Below are 19,061 nucleotides of genomic sequence, written 5' to 3' on the forward strand. Positions count from 1 at the left end.
TCGATGAGGTCGGATGATCGGAGACTTGCGATGACGCTCGAGGCAGGACCGAAGACCGTCACCACTACAGACGCCCAGGGCACCGTGGGCACCGTGGGGACCGTCGAGGCGCCGCGGCGCGGACGCTGGATCGACGTCTGGGATCCCGAGGACGCCACGTTCTGGGCCGGGAAGGGCCGTGCGATCGCGCGGCGGAACCTCTGGCCCTCGATCTTCGCCGAGTTCCTCGGCTTCTCTGTCTGGCAGCTGTGGAGCATCGTCGTGGTGTCGATGCCCAAGGCCGGCTTCAGCTACGACACCAACCAACTGTTCTGGCTGGTCGCGCTGCCGAGTCTGGTCGGCGCGACGCTGCGGTTGCCGTACACGTTCGCCGTACCGCGCTTCGGCGGCCGGAACTGGACGGTGTTCTCCGCGCTCCTCCTGCTGATCCCGACCGTGGGTCTGGCGTACTTCATGACCAGGCCGGACACGCCGTTCTGGCTGATGGCGCTGGTCGCGGCGACCGCTGGCGTCGGCGGCGGCAACTTCGCGAGCAGCATGACCAACATCTCGTTCTTCTACCCGGAGAAGGAGAAGGGCTTCGCGCTCGGCATCAACGCGGCCGGCGGCAACCTCGGCGTCGCCGTCGTCCAGCTCGTGGTGCCGATAGTGATCGTCGCCGGCGCGGGCCTGTCGCTGAACCGGGCCGGCCTGATGTGGCTGCCGCTGGTCGTGCTGGCGGCGTTCTGGGCCTGGAAGGTGATGGCCAACCTCTCGGTGGCGAACTCCTCCTTCCGTACGTCGATCGCCGCGGCCAAGCGCCCGCACACCTGGGTGATCTCGTTCCTCTACATCGGTACCTTCGGGTCGTTCATCGGCTTCGGGGCGGCGTTCCCGCTGCTGATCAAGACCACGTTCCCGGACGTCACGCCGGCGCACTTCGCGTTCCTCGGCGCGCTGGTCGGATCGGTCGCGCGGCCGTTCGGCGGCAAGCTGTCCGACCGGGTCGGCGGCGCGTGGATCACGGTCTGCTCGTTCGTGGTGATGGGCCTCGGCATCCTCGCGGCAATCGTGTCGCTGAAGTCGGGGAGCTTCGCGGCGTTCCTGATCAGCTTCCTCGTCCTGTTCGTGGCGAGCGGTGCGGCCAACGGGTCGACGTACCGGATGATCCCGGCCGTGTTCCGGCTGACGACTCCGGGCGACCTGGGCCGGGCGCGGCGCGAGGCGGCGGCGTGCATCGGGATCGCGTCGGCGGTCGGCGCGTACGGCGGGTTCCTGGTACCGCGCGGGTTCGCGATGTCGACGAGCCACTTCGGATCGCTGATCCCGGCGCTGTACGTGTTCTGCGGGTTCTACGTGCTGTGCCTGGCGGTGACGTACTTCTGCTACCTCCGCAAGGGCGGCCCGCTCAGCCAGGAGCGCGTGTGAGCTCTGTCCCCACTCACTGTCCGTACTGCGCTCTGCAGTGCGCCACCACGCTGCACCCGGTCGCGCGACCGGGTGCCGTGGAGGTGCGGCCCGCCGGCCGAGGCGGGCTGTGTCGCAAGGGCTGGACGGCTGCCGACGTACTCACGGTGCCGGATCGACTCACCACGCCGCTGATCCGCAACGCCGCGGGCGAACTGGTCGAGACGAGTTGGGACACCGCGCTGGATTTCGTTGCCTCGCGCATCAAGTCGTTGCAGCAGGCACACGGTCCGGACGCGGTGGCGGTGTTCGGTGGCGGTGGGCTGACGAACGAGAAGGCGTACGCGCTCGGGAAGTTCGCCCGGGTCGCGTTGAAGACGGCGAACGTGGACTACAACGGCCGGTTCTGTATGTCGTCGGCGGCAGCCGCGACGAACCGGGCGTTCGGGATCGACCGGGGACTGCCGTTCCCGTTGGCTGATCTGGGTGGTGCGGGAGCGATCCTGCTGGTCGGCAGCAACATCGCGGAGACGATGCCGCCGGCAGTCACGCATCTACAAGGCGCGAGGGACGCGGGTGGGCTTCTGGTCGTCGACCCGCGTCGCTCCGCCACTGCTGGGCTGACCGAGGATGACGGCGGTATCCACCTGCAGGCGACGCCCGGCACGGATCTGGCGCTCGTGCTCGCACTGACGCACGTGATCCTGCAGGAAGGCCTTGCCGATACCGCTTATCTGGCCGAACGGGTCGATGACCCTGACTTGCTGATTCGGTCGACGGCTTCCTGGTGGCCGGAGCGGGCTGAGCGGGTGACCGGCGTACCTGCCGCAACCATCCGCCGGGCTGCGCGGGTGCTGGCTGCTGCTGCACCGGTGCATGGTGGCGCCGGGGCGTTCATCCTGACGGGGCGTGGGGCTGAGCAGCACAGCAAGGGCACTGACACGGTGACGGCTTGTATCAATCTCGCGCTGGCGCTTGGACTGCCCGGTCGGTTGGGGAGCGGGTACGGGTGCATCACCGGGCAGGGGAACGGGCAGGGCGGTCGGGAGCACGGGCAGAAGGCGGATCAGTTGCCTGGCTATCGGAGCATCAGTGATCCTGCGGCTCGTGAGCACTTGATGCGGGTCTGGGGCGTGGAGGACCTGCCCGGGCCTGGGAAGAGTGCGGTTGAGCTGATCAACTCGCTCGGACAGGCGGACGGGCCGAAGGCGTTGATGGTGCACGGAAGCAATCTGCTGGTGTCGGCGCCGAACCTTGCCTCCGTGCGTGAGCGGCTCGCTTCGTTGGAGTTGTTGGTGGTTGCGGACGTGGTGCCGTCCGAGACAGCGCTGCTCGCGGATGTGGTGTTTCCGGTGACGCAGTGGGCCGAAGAGGACGGGACGATGACGTCGCTCGAGGGTCGCGTCCTTCGTCGGCGTGCCGCGGTCGCGCCGCCGGGTGAGGTGCGGAGCGATCTTGCGGTGTTCGCGGGGCTTGCTGAAAGGCTTGGTAGTAAAGGGTTCTCGACTGATCCGGGGGAGGTCTTTGAGGAGCTTCGGCGGGCTAGTGCGGGTGGGCGGGCCGACTACTCGGGGATCACGTGGGAGCGGTTGGACGCCGGGGAGGCGTTGTTCTGGCCGGTGCCTGGCGAAGGACATCCCGGTACGCCGCGGTTGTTCGCGGACGGGTTCCCGACGGCTGACGGGCGGGCTCATGTGGTGGCGGTCGACCACCGGCCGGTGGCGGACGACCTGAACGCGGATGCGCCGATCTACCTGGTGACCGGGCGGTTGCTGCAGCACTACCAGAGTGGTGCGCAGACGCGGCGGGTGCCGGAGTTGGCCGAGGCTGAGCCGGAGGTGTTCGCGGAGATTCATCCGCGGGTGGCTGCGCAGTTGGGGATCGGCGACGGACGGCCGGTGCGGTTGCGTACGGCGCGTGGATCGATGGTGCTGCCGGCGCGCGTGACGACCGAAGTACGGCCGGACACTGTGTTCGTGCCGTTCCACTTCGGTGGGGTCGAGGCGGTCAACGAGCTGACCAACGATGCGCTGGATCCCGTGTCGGGGATGCCTGAGTTCAAGGCGTGTGCCGTTGAGGTCACTGCTGCGGCTCTTCCGGCGGCGGGGGTGTCGGCATGAGGGTGGTGATCATCGGCGGCGGGATGGCTGGGCGACGGTTGGCCGAGTTGCTGCCGTACGACGTGACGGTGCTTGGCGACGAGCCGTCGTACAACCGGAGCCGGCTGACCGAGTACGTCGCGGGCCGCGCCGAACCGCTGATGGGGGATGAGCCGACGGCCACCGCGGTCGCCGTCGATCGCGCTCGCCGCGTGGTGGTTGATGCTGCTGGGCGCGAGTGGCCGTACGACCGACTGGTGTTCGCAACTGGAGCAGAGCCGGTGGTGCCAGATGCGGTTGCGTCCGGGGCCCATCTTCTCCGTTCGGTTGGTGATGCGCGGGCGGTGGTGGACGCGGCGGGGTTGGTGCGGCGGGCGGTGGTGCTGGGTGGGGGTGTGCTTGGCGTCGAGACTGCTTGTGCCTTGCGGGAGCGCGGGGTTGCGGTGACGCTCGTGCATGACGGGGAAACCCTGCTGGATAGGACGATCCGGGCGTCGGAGGGGCGGCGGGTTACGCGGGCGGTGCGGGGGCTGGGTGTCGAGGTACTGCTCAACACGACGGTGGACGGGACGGACGTTCGCGACGGGCGTTTCCGGGGGTTGAACCTGCGCAGCGGACGGCAGGTGTTCGGCGAGTTGCTGGTGGTCGCGTGTGGCGTGCGGCCGCGTACGGAGCTGGCGGACGGACTTACAGTCCGCACCGGCATCGTCGTCGACCAGACCCTCACGAGCCCCGACGATCCGAGCATCCACGCAATCGGTGACTGCGCCGAGGTAGAAGGCCGCACGACCGGAACGGTCGCCTCGGCTTGGGCCCACGCGGAGCTCCTCGCCACCCACCTAAGCGCCGCCCAGCAAGCCAGCGCGCCGGCGCCGGAGGGGCCGTCGGCGGCGTCCGCCGCGTTCGCGTACCCACTCGGGCTTGTGCCTGAGGTGGTGCGGCTGACGGCGGGTGGGCTGGATGTGCTTGTTCTTGGGGACAAGGACGAAGCGGGCGAGGTTGTGCGGCTTGAGGACGGGAGTAGGTATGTGCGGGCCGTCCTGCGGGACGGCATCATGCGGGCGGCGGTGGTGGTGGGGGCGCCGGAGGTGGCGGCTGAGTTGATTCTGCTGGCGGATCGGGGGACGCCGGTTGTTGCGGATGGGTTGCTGACGGCAACCGAAGTACCGACGAAGAGGGTGCCGGCGGTTTGTCGGTGTAACGGCGTGACCCGGGCCGCGATCGAGGCGGCCTGGCGTGGGGGTGCCGACAGTGTCGACGGCATCGCCGCCACGACGCGGGCGACGACCGGGTGCGGGAGTTGCACCGGCGCCGTCGGCGAACTGCTCGACCGCTTCCGGCGCGGCGAGACCGAACCAGTCCCGAGCAGGAGGGCGACGATGGCAGAGCTGAAGAAGGCCAAACACGTTGTGGTGGTCGGCGGTGGCATGGTCGCCCATCGGCTGGTCGAGGCGCTGCGGCAACGCGACACCGACATCACCTATCGGATCACAGTCTTCGCCGAGGAGCCGCGGCTCCCGTACGACCGCGTCGCACTCACCAGCTACTTCTCCGGCCGCGACCCGCAGGACCTCTCGCTCGGCGACCCCGACCTCTGGGACGACCCCGCGGTCAACCTTCGCAAGGGCGTCCAGATCACCTCGATCGACACGACAGCCAAGACGGTGACAACCGCCCGCAACGAGCAGATCGGGTACGACGAACTCGTCCTCGCGACCGGCTCGGCCGCCTTCATCCCGTCCGTCAAGAACAACGACGCCCAAGGCTGCTTCGTCTACCGCACCATCGACGACGTCGCCGCGCTCCGCGTGTACGTCGAACGCCTGAAGTCCGAGGGCAAACAGGTCAACGGCGTAGTCGTCGGCGGCGGCCTGCTCGGACTGGAAGCAGCCGGTGCCCTCCGAGCGCTCGACGCAACCACGAAGGTAGTCGAGTTCGCGCCCCGCTTGATGCCGTTGCAGGTCGACGAAGGCGGCGGTTCGGCCCTGTCCCGGTTGATCGAGGGACTCGACGTCGAAGTACTGACCGCGACCCAGTGCCAGCGGGTCAAACTCACCTCCCAAGGAGCCGCCCGCGCAATGGCCGTTGCCGACGGCCCCGATCTGCCGGCCGACGTGGTCGTCTTCGCGACCGGCGTCCGCCCGCGCGACGAACTCGGTCGCGAGGCCGGTCTCGAGATCGGCGAGCGCGGCGGCGTCGTCGTGGACGAAGCCTGTCGTACGTCGGTACCCGGCGTCTGGGCGATCGGCGAGGTCGCTTGTATCGAAGGCCGTGTCTGGGGATTGATTGCCCCCGGCTACACCATGGCCGAGGTCGTTGCCGACCGCCTATTAGGTGGCGAGGCAACATTCCCCGGCGCGGACACCTCGACCAAGCTGAAGCTGCTGGGCGTCGACGTAGCCAGCTTCGGGGACGCGTTCGGCGCGACCGAGGGCGCGCTCGACATCGTGTACGCCGACCCGGTCGCCGGTGTCTACAAGAAGCTCGTGCTGTCGGACGACGCTCGTACCCTCCTCGGCGGCATCCTGGTCGGCGACGCATCGGCGTACTCCGGACTGCGCCCGATGGTCGGCCGCGAACTCGGCGCCGACCCCGCCGCGTTCCTCCTGCCCGAGGGCGCTGCGCCGGTGCAGCTCGAGCTGCCGGACGACGCGCCGGTGTGCTCGTGCAACAACGTCGACGCGGGCACGATCCGGTGCGCTGTAGGTGACGGGTGCGGCGACATCAAGTCCGTGTGTGGGAAGACACGAGCGGGTACCAGCTGTGGTTCGTGCCTGCCCATTGTGAAGAACCTGCTCAACGCAGAGCTCACCAAGGCCGGCGTCGAGGTCAGCAAGGCGCTCTGCGAGCACTTCGCGCTGAGCCGGGCCGAGCTGTTCGACGTCGTCCGGATCACCGAGCTGCGGACGTTCAGCGAGATCGTCGAGCGGCACGGGACCGGGCGCGGCTGCGACATCTGCAAGCCCGTGGTCGCGTCGATCCTGGCCAGCCTGGACCCGGCCGGTCACGTGCTCGAGGGCGAGCGCGCGACACTGCAGGACACGAACGACCACGTGATGGCGAACATGCAGAAGGACGGCACGTACTCCGTCGTACCGCGCATCCCCGGTGGCGAGATCACGCCGGAAGGGCTGATCACGATCGGCGAGGTGGCGCGCGACTTCGGGCTGTACACGAAGATCACCGGCGGGCAGCGGGTCGATCTGTTCGGCGCGCGGATCGAGCAACTGCCGGCGATCTGGAAGCGGCTGGTCGACGCCGGCTTCGAGTCGGGGCACGCGTACGGCAAGGCGCTGCGGACGGTGAAGTCGTGCGTCGGATCCACCTGGTGCAGGTACGGCGTCCAGGACTCGGTCGGCATGGCGATCGCGCTGGAGCTGCGGTACCGCGGGCTGCGGTCGCCGCACAAACTCAAGCTCGGTGTATCCGGCTGCGCGCGTGAATGCGCCGAGGCGCGCGGCAAGGATGTCGGCGTGATCGCGACCGAGAAGGGCTGGAACCTGTACGTCGGCGGAAACGGCGGGATGACGCCGCGGCACGCGGAGCTGCTCGCCTCCGATCTGACCGATGACGAGCTGTTCCGGACCATCGACCGTTTCCTCATGTACTACATCCGGACCGGCGACCGGCTGCAGCGGACCGCGGTGTGGATGCGCGAGCTCGAGGGCGGCCTCGACCACGTGCGCGACGTCGTACTGAACGACAGCCTCGGCATCGCCGCCGACCTGGACGCGGCGATGGCCAGGCACGTCGACTCGTACGTCGACGAATGGCAGGCGACGCTGAACGATCCGCAGAAGCTGGCCCGGTTCGTGTCGTTCGTGAACGCGCCGGACCAGCCCGACGCCGACCTGCGCTACGTCGTCGAGCGCAGCCAGCCGCGTCCGGCCAGCCCGGCCGAACGCGGTCAGCTCGAGCCGGTCCTGCTGGCCGGCCCGCGATTGGAGGTACGCCGATGAGGGTCTGTGAGTACGACGTCCTGCTGCCGGAGCGTGGTGTCGCGGCGCTGCTCGGGGAGGTGCAGATCGCGCTGTTCCGCACCCACGACGGCGAAGTGTTTGCCCTCGGCAACCAGGATCCGTTCAGCGGGGCGAACGTGATCTCCCGCGGCATCGTCGGCAGCCGCGGCAACGTACCGACGGTGGCCTCGCCGATGTTCAAGCAGGTCTTCGATCTGCGGACCGGCGCCTGCCTGGACGATCCGGAGGTTTCGCTGCCGGTGTACGCCGTTCAAGTGGTCGACGGGCAGGTTGTGGTGAGCACCGGTGACTAGGACCGGGCCGCTGAGCGGCTGCACGATCGCGATCACCGCGCACCGGCGTGCGGAAGACCTGATCGCGTCGTTCGAGCGGCGCGGCGCGAGGGTGCTGCACGCGCCGACGCTGCAGATCGTGCCGGTCGCGGACGATCATGCGCTGATCGAGGCGACCCGGCGGGTGATCGCGAACCCGCCGGACGATGTCGTGGTCACCACCGCGGTCGGGTTCCGTGGCTGGGTCGAGGCGGCCGACACCGCCGGGCTGGCCGCGGATCTGCTGGGCACGCTGGAGCAGTCGCGGATCCTTGCCCGCGGTCCGAAGGCGCGCGGTGCGATCCGGGCGGCCGGGTTGGTCGAGCACTGGTCGGCGCGGTCGGAGACGACGGCCGAGGTGGTCGAGTGGTTGCGTACCCAGGGCGTGCACGGCCGGAAGATCGTCGTACAGCTGCATGGTTTGTCGGATCCGTCGTTGCAAGATGCGTTGCGTACGGCGGGTGCATCCGTGCGCGGGCTGGAGGTGTACCGCTGGGGGCCGGCACCCGACCCGGTTGTCGTCGAGCGGATGATCTCGCAGATCTGCGCGGGAACCGTTGATGCCGTCGTCCACACGTCGGCACCCGGCGCGCAGGCCATGCTCGACGCGGCCGCGCTGACCGGGCAGTACGACGCGTTGGTGTCGGCGCTGCGGACGGGACGTGTGCTGAACACCTGCGTCGGGCCTATCACCGCGGGGCCGTTTGTCGCGCTAGGTCTCGAGCCGCTCGTTCCGGACCGCTTCCGGTTAGGTGCGCTGATCCGGATCGTCACGGATCGGCTGACCGATGACAACGCCCGGACGATCGAGACGGAGTTCGGCCTGTTGGTGATCCGCGGCGGTGCGGCCGTACTGGACGGCGTCGTACTGCCGCTCGGACCGGGGCCGCGCGCCGTACTCGCAGCTCTGGTCGCGGCGGGTGGCGATGTGGTGTCGAGGCCGGAGTTGCTTGCTGTGTTGCCCGGCGCCGAGGACGTTCATGCTGTCGAGGTGACGGTCAACCGGTTGCGGACCGCTGTCGGTCGGCCCGAGTTGGTTCGCACCGTTGTCCGCCGCGGCTACCGCCTCGCCGTGGAACCGGCGGGAGTGCCGTCGTGACGGATCTCGTCGCGGTGGCCCACGGTACGGCGGATCCGCGGGGTATCCGGGTCGTACACGAACTGGTCCGCGAGCTGGCCCGGCGGCGGCCGGAGCTGCCGGTTTCGTTGGGCTTCGTCGACCTCCTGACGCCGGCTCTGCCCGATCTCGCCCGCCGGGTGGCGACCGATACCGACGAGGCCGTCATGGTCCCGCTCCTGCTCAGCTCCGGCTACCACGTGTACGTCGACATCGCTGCCGAAGCCGCCCGTCGTCCCCACAAGCTGCGTGCGGCCGCTGCTCTCGGGCCCGACCCGGTCCTCGCGGACATCCTGGCCGACCGCCTCGGCGACCTGTCCCGCGTCGACCAGGTCGTCCTCGCCGCCGCGGGTTCGTCCGACTCTCGTGCGCTGATGGATTGCGAGGAGACCGCCGGCCTCCTGGCCCGGCGCATCGACCGGCCAGTTGCCGTCGGCTACCTTTCCGGCATCGGCGAACGCCTGCCGTCCGTCCTCTCCCGGGTTCACGGTCGCGTCGCGGTGGCGACGTACCTGCTGGCTCCCGGGTACTTCGCGAACCGCATCCGCCGGCTGGCCGGCCCGCGTTTCGTCGGTCCGCCGCTCGGCGCGGATCCCCGGCTGGCCGAGCTTGCCCTGCAGCGCTACGACGCCGCCCGCCGTTCGTCAGCCATCGCCGTCTGACGGCCGGACCGGGGCCCGCCAGGCTGCTCCGGTCTGCCGCACGTACTCCGCGACGGCCTCGTCCACCGTCGGCAGGAAGTGCCGCGGGTCGATCGTGCTGGTCAGCTCGTACCGCTCGATCTTCTCGCGGACCGGATCCTTCATCTCCGCGAAGACCAGCGAGATGCCGCGCTCGTTGAGCCACTCGTCCAGCTCGTGCAGCATGTCGGAGGCGGTCGTGTCGACGTCGGTGATCGGCTCGGCGGCCACGATGATCCACTGCAGGTCCGGATCGTCCTCGGCGATCTCCCGCACCTTCTCCCCGAACATCCGCGCGTTCGCGAAGATCAGCGGCGCGTCGAACCGGTAGACGACCAGACCGGGCAGCAGGTCGGCGTCGGGGTGGCTCTCGATGTCGTGCAGACCCGCGATCCCCGCCACCCGGCCGAGCTCGGTCTCGTGCGGCCACCAGGTCCGTCTGAAAACGTTCAGGATCGACAGTGCGATCGCGATCAGGATTCCGGGCAGTACGCCGAGCAAGGCCACGCCGAGCAGTGCCGCGATGGACAACCAGAACTCGGTCTTGCGTTGCTTCCAGAGCCGGCGGGTGCCGGCGACATCGGCCAGGGACAGAGCGGCCGCGATGACGATCGCGCCCAGCGTCGGTTGTGGCACGTACTGCATCACGGAGGTTGCGAACAGCAGTACCGCGGTGATCGTCGCGGCACCGACGACACCGGTCAGCTGGGACTTCGAGCCGGCCTGCTCTGCGACGGCGGTGCGCGACCCGCTGGTGCTGACCGGGAAGCCCTGGAAGAGCCCGGCCGCGAGGTTGGCGGTGCCGATGCCGACCATCTCCTGGTTCCCGCGCACCCGTTCGCCGCGGCGCGCGGCGAACGCGGAGGCCGTGGACATCGTGTCCGCGAGTGCGACGACGGCGATGGCCAGCGCACCGATGAACAGCGGCGGTACGTCGTCCCAGCTGACGTGCGGGATCGTGAACGGCGGGAATCCCTCGGGGAGCACGCCGACCGTGTCGACACCGTGCGACTGCAGGTCGAACGCGCCGACCACGACGGCGGCCAGCACCACCACGATCAGGACGCTCGGCAGCTTGGGCAGGAACCGGTTCAGCAGCAGGATGCCGGCCAATGAACACACCCCGATGATCGCGGCCGTGGTGTTCGCCTTCCCGTCCGCGAGCCCCGACACGAACGCTTTCAGCTCCGCCAGCAGTCCGTCGGCATCGATCGAGAACCCGAACAGCTTGGCCAGTTGACCGACCACGATGGTCAGCGCGAGCCCGTTCATGTAGCCGATCTGGGTCGGCTTCGACAGCAGATCCGCGACGAACCCGAAGCGGGCCAGCCCCGCGACCACCATCACCACACCGACCATCAGCGCCAGCATCGAAGCGAGTGCGATCGCCCGGGCCGGATCGCCGTTCGCCAGCAGGAGTGGGGCGAGCGTCGCCGCGATCATCGGTCCGAGCGACGAGTCCGGGCCGAGCACCAGCACCTTGGACGGTCCGAAGACCGCATAGCCGAGCAGACACAGGATCGACGTGTAGAGGCCGGTCACCGGCGGCAGGCCGGCCAGCTGGGCGTAGGCCATCCCTTGCGGTACGAGCAGCGCCGACAGCACCAGGCCGGCGACGATGTCCTTGGGCAACCACGATCGCTGGTACGACCTGGCCAGCTCGGCTCCGGGGACGTACGCGCGCCACCCCGACGGTTCCACGTCGCGACCTAGCCGGCTTCGAACGGGTCGGGTGCCGCCCCCTCCGGCGACTGGGCCTCGAGGGTCTTCTTGACGTCCAGGAGAGCGTTGTGGGCGTCCTTGTCGATCGTCGGGAACTGCGGATCGATCTCGATCAGCGCGTTGGCGATCACCGCGGCCGCGGCGATCCGCGCGTACCACTTGCGGTCGGCTGGGATCACGTACCACGGCGCCCATTCGGTGCTGGTGTTCGACAGCATCTTCGAGAACGCCCGCTGGTAGTCGTCCCAGTACTCGCGTTCACGGACGTCGGCCGAGGAGAACTTCCAGTTGTGGTCGGGCAGGTCGATCCGCCGCAGGAAACGGGTCCGTTGCTCCTCGTTGGACAGGTTCAGGAAGAGCTTGACGATCTTGGTGCCGTTGCGGCTGAGGGTTCGCTCCCACTCGTTGATCTCGTGGTACCGCCGTCGCCACATCCCCTTGCCCCGGGCGCTGTGCGGGAGATTCTGACGCTCCAGGAGTTCAGGGTGCACGCGGACGACGAGCACCTCCTCGTAGTGCGAGCGGTTGAAGATCGTGATCGCACCGCGCCGGGGGAGCTGTCGTTGGTAGCGCCACAGGTAGTCGTGATCCAGCTCCGCGCTCGACGGCACCTTGAAGCCGTGCACGTCCACGCCCTGCGGATTGACGCCGGTCATCACGTGCCGGATGGTGCCGTCCTTCCCACCGGCGTCGAGTGCCTGGAGCACCACGAGAACGCCGTGGCTGTGCTGCGCGTACAGCCGGGTCTGGTACTCGGACAGTATGTCGATGCCCTCGGCCAGCAACTGACGGCCCTTCTTCTTCTTCCGTACGGTGCCGCGGTACGTCGGGTCGAAGTCCTTGGACAGCTTGACCGTCGACCCCGGCTCGACCCGGAACGCCTCGATGAAGTCGGCGATTCGTTCCTCGCGAGATGTCATGCGTTCCCCCTGACCTCGGACCGGGCGCGCTGCGGCGCGACGGTGTACTCGGGGCTCAGCGTTTCCGGCCGCGGGTGGCGGCGTCTCCGGACCGCCTTGGCCACCTCGACGACGATCGGAAGGATCGCCGCCAGTCCTGCGCAGGTGAGCCATTCGCGCGGACTCAGCGTTCGGGTGAGCAGCCCGTTCTGGAGGGTCGGCAGTTGGGTGCCCAGGAACAGCAGGGCGAAGGACGCGAGCCCGATCGCCACTGCCTTCAGGATCGGTGCGGTCAGGCCGCTGGCCGGGTCACGCCGGTTGACCAGCGCGTTGAAGATCGTCCCGAGACCCATCACGGCGAACGTCATCGTCATCGACGTACTGGCGTGGTCGGGGCTCGGCTCGTCCGGTCCCGCGACCAGGGGGCCGAGCGCGGCCAGGAACAGCACGAGCGCGTAGCCGATCCACGTCATCACCGCCCCGCGGTTCGTGATCGGTACGCCGGGATCTCGCGGCGGCCGGTGCATCACGTCGGGATCGCCGGGGTCGACGGCGATGATCACGACGCCGGTCGCGGTGGCGACGAACAGCAGGTACAGCACCATCGACGGCGTCATCGCGACGCCCTGGTTGATGCCGAACACCGTGGCGGCCAGGAACAGCAGGACCAGCGACAACAGCTGCGTCATCTGGTACCGGACGTACGACACGACCTTGTCGTAGACGCGCCGGCCGATCTCCACGGCGTGCACGAGCGTGCCGAAGTTGTCGTCGGTGAGCACCATCCGCGCGGCCTGCTTGGTGACCTCGCTGCCGGTGCCCATCGCCACTCCGATGTCGGCCTGCTTCAACGCCGCCGCGTCGTTGACCGCGTCACCGGTCATCGCCACGATCAGGCCCAGCTCCTGCATGGTCCGGGCGAGCCGCAACTTGTCCTGCGGCGTGACCCGCCCGAACACGTGCAACTCGGGCAACCGCTGCTTCAGTTCCTCGTCACTGAGCGCCTTCAGTTCCGTGCCGCTGACCGCCCCGGGACCGAGGCCGAGTTCGCCGCCGATCGCCTGCGCGGTGATCGCGTGGTCGCCGGTGATCATCCGTACGTCGATACCGGCCGTGAGCGCCGTACGGACCGCATCCTTGGCCTCGCTCCGGAGCGGGTCGATGATGCCGGCCAGCCCGACGAACGACAGGTCCCGGGTGAGGGCCATCGGATCGCTGGTCATCGTCGCCTGCTCGTCGTCGGCGATCAGGCGGGCGGCGAACGCGAGCACCCGCAGGCCCTTCTGCCCCATCCTCAGGTTGGCGTCGTCGATGGCCGCGCGCGCCTCCGCGATCGGAACCTGCGAGCCGCTGAGCGGGCCGCCCGCCTGGGTACAGCGCGCGACGACCACGTCCGGTGCGCCTTTGACCAGCTCGATGAGGTGCTCGACGCCGTCGACGGTCGCCCGGTGGAACGTCGCCATGAACTTGTACTCGGAATCGAACGGAACCTCGGCCAGCCGCGGGTACGCCTGCCGGGTCTGGTCGGCGTCGATGCCGAGCTTCGCGGCCAGCACCACCAGGGCCGCCTCGGTCGGGTCGCCGATCACCGACCCGTCGTCGCCCACCACCGCGTCGCTGTCGAGCGCCAGGCCGAGGCCGAGGCGGCTGAAGTCCGGTACCGGCGTACCGGCCTTCGAGCGGATCGCGCCGCTCTTGCGGTAGCCCTCGCCGTCGACGGTGAACCACGACCCGCTCGCGTACAGCGTGGAGACCATCATCTGGTTCAGCGTCAGCGTCCCGGTCTTGTCGGTGTTGATCGCGCTGGTGGCGCCGAGGGTCTCGACGTCGGTCAGGTTCTTCACCACCGCCTTGGCCGCGGCCAGCTCCTTCGCGCCCAGCGAGAGCAGGCCGGAGACGAAGGCCGGCATACCGGTCGGGATCGCCGAGATCGCCATCGCGGTCCCGAGCAGCAGCAGGTCCTTGCCCGGAAGCCCACGGATCAGGCCGGTGATCACGATGATCGCGACCGCGCCCCAGGCGATGATGCCGAGGACCTTCGTCAACGAGTCCAGCTCCCGCTGCAACGGCGACCGGGTGCGCTTCACCGAGGTGAGCATCGTCGCGATCTGGCCCATCTGGGTCTGCATCCCGGTCGCGGTGACCAGGATCGTGCCGGTGCCCCGGGTCACCGAGGTGTTCTGGAACAGCATGTCGGTCTGGTCGCCCAGCGCGACGTCGCCGGCGGTCAGCGCGCCGGCGTCCTTGGCGACCGGCGCGCTCTCCCCGGTGAGCGCCGCCTCCTGCGCCTCCAGCGTCGCCGACCGGACGATGCGCCCGTCGGCCGGCACGATGTCGCCCGCCTCGACCTCGACCAGGTCGCCCGGAACCACCTGGGTGGCCGGGATCATCGTCACCTCGCCGCCGCGGACCACCCGGGCCTGCGGAACCTGCATCTTGGACAGCGCGTCCACGCTGGCCCGCGCGGTCAGCTCCTGCCGGGTGCCGAGGCCGATGTTCAGCAGGATCAGCAGGGCGACGAGGATCGCGGTGGAGATCTCGGCGATCAGCAGGCTGACGACCACGACGGCGATCAGCATCAGGTTCATCGGGTCGCGGACCTGAGCGAGCGCGACGGACCAGATTGACGGCGGCTTCTCGGCCGCGATCTCGTTCGGCCCGTACGACGAGAGCCGGCTCGCCGCCTCGGACCCGGACAGCCCGGCGGCGGCGTCGGACCCGGCCGCGGCGACGACCTCGTCCGCTGCCAGCGAGTACGGCGGCGACTCGGTGCCGGCCGTTCCGGTCGATGATCGCGCCGTCATCCCGGTCTCGCTCACGACCATCCCCCTCCGCCTCGTGGAGGTCACGGTAGTCCGGGCATCGCCCCGGGCTCATCGTCCGTGCAGGAGGAGATTCAGCGGGTGCGCAGCACGTCCAGGTCGGCCCGGCAGCGCGCTTCGACCTCGGCCAGATCCTCGAGCGTCTCCTCGATGTCCTGCCGGCGTTGCTCCAGCTCGGCGCGGCGGTGGGTGATCTGGTCCAGCAGGTAGACGAGCTGGCCCTCTTCGCCGGGTTCGGCGTCGTACATGTCGACGATCTTGGCGATCTCGTCGAGCGAGAAGCCCAGGCGTTTGCCGCGCAGGATCAGGCCGAGGCGGACCTTGTCGCGGGGGTGGTAGACGCGGGCGGTGCCGCGGCGTTCGGGGGTGAGCAGGCCGCGGTCCTCGTAGAACCGGATCGTTCTCAGCGTGACGGCGTACTCGGCGGCGAGCTCGGCGATCGACCAGGTCTCAGCGGACACCTGGCTATTGTGCATGCAGCCCAGCGTGCTTTACGTTTACGTAAGCGTCAAGCACGAAGGGGTACCGCATGTTCGAGCTGTCCGAGGAACACCGGGAGTTCCGCCAGAGCGTTCGCGACTTCGCCGAGGCGGAGATCGCGCCGCATGCGGCCGAGTGGGACCGCAAGCACTACTTCCCGGTCGAGGTCGTGCAGAAGATGGGGCGGCTCGGCCTGTTCGGGCTGACCGCGCCGGAGGAGTACGGCGGTGCCGGCGGCGACTTCACCAGCCTGTGCGTGGCGATCGAGGAGATCTCCCGCGTCGACCAGTCGATGGGCATCACGCTCGAGGCGGCGGTCGGGCTCGGGATCAACCCGATCCTGACCTACGGCACCGACGAGCAGAAGGCGACCTGGCTGCCCGACCTGGTCGCCGGTCAGAAGCTGGCCGGGTTCGGCCTGACCGAGCCGGAGTCGGGCTCGGACGCCGGCGCGACCAAGACCCGCGCGGTGCTCGACGGCGGCGAGTGGGTGATCGACGGCTCGAAGCAGTTCATCACCAACTCCGGATCGAGCATCACGAGCTGCGTGACGGTGACCGCCCGGACCGGCGAGCGCGCGGACGGCAAGCCGGAGATCTCCACGATCATCGTCCCGAGCGGTACGCCGGGCTTCGTGGCGGAGGCGGCGTACGACAAGCTCGGCTGGCACGCGAGCGACACGCATCCGCTGGCGCTGAGCGGCGTACGGGTGCCGGAGGCCAACCTGCTCGGTCAGCGCGGCAAGGGGTTCGCGCAGTTCCTCGCGACGCTCGACGACGGGCGGGTCGCGATCGCCGCGGTCGCGCTCGGGTGCATCCGCGCGTGCCTGGAGATGTCCGTGCAGTACGCCGGTGAGCGGCAGACGTTCGGCGGACCGATCGGGCGCAAGCAGGGCGTCGCGTTCCAGATCGCCGACCTGAAGGTGATGGCCGACGCGGCCGAGCTGCTCGTCTACCGGGCAGCCGCGTTGAAGGACGGCGGCGCGTCCGTTGCCGACTTCAAGCAGGCGGCGTCCGTGGCCAAGCTGTACGCGACCGAGTCGGCGGTGACCGCTACCAGGATCGCCACCCAGGTCTTCGGCGGCTACGGCTTCATGGAGGAGTACCCGGTCACCCGCTTCTACCGCGACGCCAAGATCCTCGAGATCGGCGAAGGTACGTCGGAGGTGCAGCGGATGCTGATTGCCCGAAGCCTCGGGCTGCCGGTGGAATGATGCATGCATGACCCACGATCACTGGACTGAGGTCAAGGTCGCCCGCGAAGCGACGCTGGCGCCGCCGGAGAAGGCCAAAGCCAAGCTCGACAGTCAGAACAAGCTATATGTCCGCGACCGGATCGCGCTGCTCGTCGACGAGGGCAGCTTCGTCGAGGAAGCGCAGTTGGCCAATGCCCTCAACGCCGGCCTGCCCGCCGACGGTGTGGTCACCGGTCGTGCGCTGGTCGACGGCCGCCCGGCGCTGATCGTCGCCAACGACCCGACCGTCAAGGCCGGTTCGTGGGGTGCGCGCACGGTCGAGAAGATCGTCCGGATCACCGAGGTGGCGCTCCGCGACGAGCTGCCGATCTTCTGGCTGATCGACTCCGCCGGCGCCCGCATCACCGACCAGGTCCAGCTCTTCCCGGGCCGTCGCGGTGCGGGCCGGATCTTCCACAACCAGGTCGCGCTGTCCGGCAAGGTCCCGCAGATCTGCTGCCTGTTCGGTCCGTCCGCGGCCGGCGGCGCGTACATCCCGGCGTTCTGCGACATCGTGATCATGGTCGACGGCAACGCCTCGATGTACCTGGGCTCGCCCCGGATGGCCGAGATGGTCGTCGGCGAGAAGGTCACGCTGGAGGAGATGGGCGGCGCCCGGATGCACACCAGCGTCTCCGGCTGCGGCGACCTGCTCGCGTCCGACGACACCGAGGCGATCGAGCTCGCCAAGCAGTACTTCTCCTACCTCCCCGGTTCGTGGCGTTCGCGACCTCCGTCGTACGACGCCTCGGACGCCGGCCGCGACTTCACCCGGGACCTGGTGCCGGCCGAGGAGAGCGTCGGGTTCGACATCCACGACGTGATCGATGCGGTCGTCGACGCGGACACGTTCTTCGAGATCAAACCGGCGTACGCGCCGGAGCTCGTGGTCGGGTTCGGGCTGCTGGCCGGGCAGGTGGTCGGGATCGTCGCGAACCAGCCCGCGGTGAAGGGTGGCGTGCTGTTCGTCGACTCGGCGGACAAGGCGGCGCGGTTCATCTGGCTGTGCGATGCGTTCAACGTGCCGCTCATCTACCTCTGCGACGTGCCCGGGTTCATGATCGGCAGCGAGGTCGAGCGGGCCGGGATCATCCGGCACGGTGCGAAGATGATCACCGCGGTGTCCGAGGCGACCGTGCCGACGGTGTCGGTGATCGTCCGCAAGGCGTACGGCGCGGGCCTGTACGCGATGTGCGGCCCCGGCTTCTCGCCCGACGCGTGTGTCGCGTTGCCGACCGCGAAGATCGCCGTGATGGGTCCGGAGGCGGCGATCAATGCCGTGTACTACAACAAGATCCAGGAGATCGCCGACGAGGGCGAACGGGTCGAGTACGTCGCGAAGCTCCGCGAGGAGTACGAGACCGATATCGACATCCTGCGCCTGGCCGCCGACCTGGTCATCGACGCGATCGTCGAGCCGGAGGACCTTCGCAACGACCTGATCGCCCGGCTCGCCGCGGCCCAGTCCAAAGACCGGACGTTCTCCCACCGCCGTCACGGCGTACCGCCGGTGTAGCTAGGCTCGGCCGTGTGACTGCACGGGAGTTCGCCAACAGGATTCGTTCGCGGGAGACGCTGGTCGGTTACTGGGTGACGCTGGACGCGCCGCCGGCGACCGAGCGGATCGCCCGGCTGGGCTACGACTACGTCGTACTGGACGGACAGCACGGTCTGATCAGCACCACCGGTCTGCTGCACGGACTGATGGCGATCGACGCCGGTTCGGCGATCGGGTCCGGTACGGCGGTCGGTCTGGTCCGGGTCGAGGCGAACGATCCGACGCCGATCGGGCGGGCGCTGGACACCGGTGCGGCCGGGGTGATCGTGCCGTTGATCGATACCGCGGACGACGTGGCGCGGGCGGTCCGCGCGGCGAAGTACCCGCCGATCGGCGTACGGTCGTTCGGGCCGTTGCGGGCCTCGTTGCGGATCGACCAGGTGCCGGCCGAGGCCAACGCGACCACCGTCGTACTGGCGATGATCGAGACGCCGCTCGGGCTGAAGAATGTCGCCGAGATCTGCGCGACGCCGGGTCTCGACGGGGTGTACGTCGGCCCGTCGGACCTGGGGTTGTCGCTCGGGGCGCGGTTCCCGGGTGATCCGGAGATCGAGGGACCGTTCGAGGAGGCGCTCGAGCTGATCGCCCGGACCGCCGCCGACGCGGGGATCGCGGCCGGGATCCACACCTTCGACGGGGAGAGCGCGCGGGCGCGGCTGGCGCAGGGGTACACGTTCGCAACCGTCTCCTCCGACCTGAGTCATCTCGAGGCTGCGGCCGCCGCACACCTCGATACCGCCCGCGGTACCTATCCGGGTTAAGTTCGAAGGAGC

The 19,061-nt window shown here is 69.2% G+C and carries 13 protein-coding genes; 9 read left to right on the top strand and 4 right to left on the bottom strand.

What is annotated here, in order from left to right; all coding sequences use genetic code 11:
• The first annotated feature begins 30 nt into the window (after positions 1–30).
• Genes FDA38_RS05000 through FDA38_RS05025 form a run of 6 tightly spaced genes read left to right on the top strand, consistent with a single transcriptional unit; the run spans position 31 to position 9,555 of the window.
• Positions 31–1,407, top strand: coding sequence for an MFS transporter (locus tag FDA38_RS05000; protein WP_137252869.1), 1,377 nt, complete (start codon positions 31–33; stop codon positions 1,405–1,407).
• Positions 1,404–3,506 (top strand): molybdopterin oxidoreductase family protein, encoded by a 2,103-nt coding sequence (locus tag FDA38_RS05005; RefSeq protein WP_137252870.1) that lies wholly within the window; start codon positions 1,404–1,406, stop codon positions 3,504–3,506. The genes FDA38_RS05000 and FDA38_RS05005 overlap by 4 nt, the downstream gene beginning before the upstream one ends.
• On the top strand, positions 3,503–7,444 hold the full coding sequence (gene nirB, locus FDA38_RS05010; protein WP_137252871.1) for a nitrite reductase large subunit NirB: 3,942 nt from the start codon (positions 3,503–3,505) through the stop codon (positions 7,442–7,444). Before FDA38_RS05005 ends, nirB begins: the two co-directional genes overlap by 4 nt.
• Positions 7,441–7,758 carry a nitrite reductase small subunit NirD gene (gene nirD / locus FDA38_RS05015; protein WP_137252872.1) on the top strand — a complete coding sequence of 106 codons (318 nt, stop codon included), beginning with the start codon at positions 7,441–7,443 and terminating at the stop codon, positions 7,756–7,758. The genes nirB and nirD overlap by 4 nt, the downstream gene beginning before the upstream one ends.
• The gene (locus tag FDA38_RS05020) at positions 7,751–8,875 is read left to right on the top strand and encodes a uroporphyrinogen-III synthase (protein WP_233714527.1); all 1,125 of its coding nucleotides are present in this window, start codon (positions 7,751–7,753) and stop codon (positions 8,873–8,875) included. The genes nirD and FDA38_RS05020 overlap by 8 nt, the downstream gene beginning before the upstream one ends.
• Positions 8,872–9,555 carry a sirohydrochlorin chelatase gene (locus tag FDA38_RS05025; protein ID WP_137252873.1) on the top strand — a complete coding sequence of 228 codons (684 nt, stop codon included), beginning with the start codon at positions 8,872–8,874 and terminating at the stop codon, positions 9,553–9,555. Before FDA38_RS05020 ends, FDA38_RS05025 begins: the two co-directional genes overlap by 4 nt.
• Here FDA38_RS05025 and FDA38_RS05030 read toward each other — a convergent pair.
• From FDA38_RS05030 to FDA38_RS05045, 4 genes are all read right to left on the bottom strand, one after another.
• Positions 9,538–11,274, bottom strand: a complete 1,737-nt coding sequence (locus FDA38_RS05030) for a SulP family inorganic anion transporter (protein WP_137252874.1) — start codon at positions 11,272–11,274, stop codon at positions 9,538–9,540. The genes FDA38_RS05025 and FDA38_RS05030 overlap by 18 nt on opposite strands.
• A gap of 8 nt (positions 11,275–11,282) precedes the next feature.
• A complete protein-coding gene (locus FDA38_RS05035) occupies positions 11,283–12,215 on the bottom strand; it encodes a PPK2 family polyphosphate kinase (protein WP_137252875.1) in 933 nt (310 codons plus the stop codon).
• On the bottom strand, positions 12,212–15,013 hold the full coding sequence (locus tag FDA38_RS05040; protein WP_202877558.1) for a cation-translocating P-type ATPase: 2,802 nt from the start codon (positions 15,011–15,013) through the stop codon (positions 12,212–12,214). The genes FDA38_RS05035 and FDA38_RS05040 overlap by 4 nt, the downstream gene beginning before the upstream one ends.
• 77 nt (positions 15,014–15,090) lie before the next feature.
• Positions 15,091–15,477 carry a MerR family transcriptional regulator gene (locus FDA38_RS05045; RefSeq protein WP_233714528.1) on the bottom strand — a complete coding sequence of 129 codons (387 nt, stop codon included), beginning with the start codon at positions 15,475–15,477 and terminating at the stop codon, positions 15,091–15,093.
• 68 nt (positions 15,478–15,545) lie between these two features.
• Here FDA38_RS05045 and FDA38_RS05050 point away from each other — a divergent pair, with 68 nt between their 5' ends.
• Genes FDA38_RS05050 through FDA38_RS05060 form a run of 3 tightly spaced genes read left to right on the top strand, consistent with a single transcriptional unit; the run spans position 15,546 to position 19,049 of the window.
• Positions 15,546–16,709 (top strand): acyl-CoA dehydrogenase family protein, encoded by a 1,164-nt coding sequence (locus FDA38_RS05050; RefSeq protein ID WP_137252878.1) that lies wholly within the window; start codon positions 15,546–15,548, stop codon positions 16,707–16,709.
• Between the two features lie 7 nt (positions 16,710–16,716).
• Entirely contained in the window at positions 16,717–18,246 is a 1,530-nt protein-coding gene (locus FDA38_RS05055) for an acyl-CoA carboxylase subunit beta (protein WP_137252879.1), read from the top strand.
• A gap of 14 nt (positions 18,247–18,260) precedes the next feature.
• Positions 18,261–19,049, top strand: a complete 789-nt coding sequence (locus FDA38_RS05060; RefSeq protein ID WP_137252880.1) for an HpcH/HpaI aldolase family protein — start codon at positions 18,261–18,263, stop codon at positions 19,047–19,049.
• Positions 19,050–19,061: the final 12 nt, after the last annotated feature.

Source organism: Kribbella jiaozuonensis (assembly GCF_005233875.1).
GTDB lineage: Bacteria > Actinomycetota > Actinomycetes > Propionibacteriales > Kribbellaceae > Kribbella > Kribbella jiaozuonensis.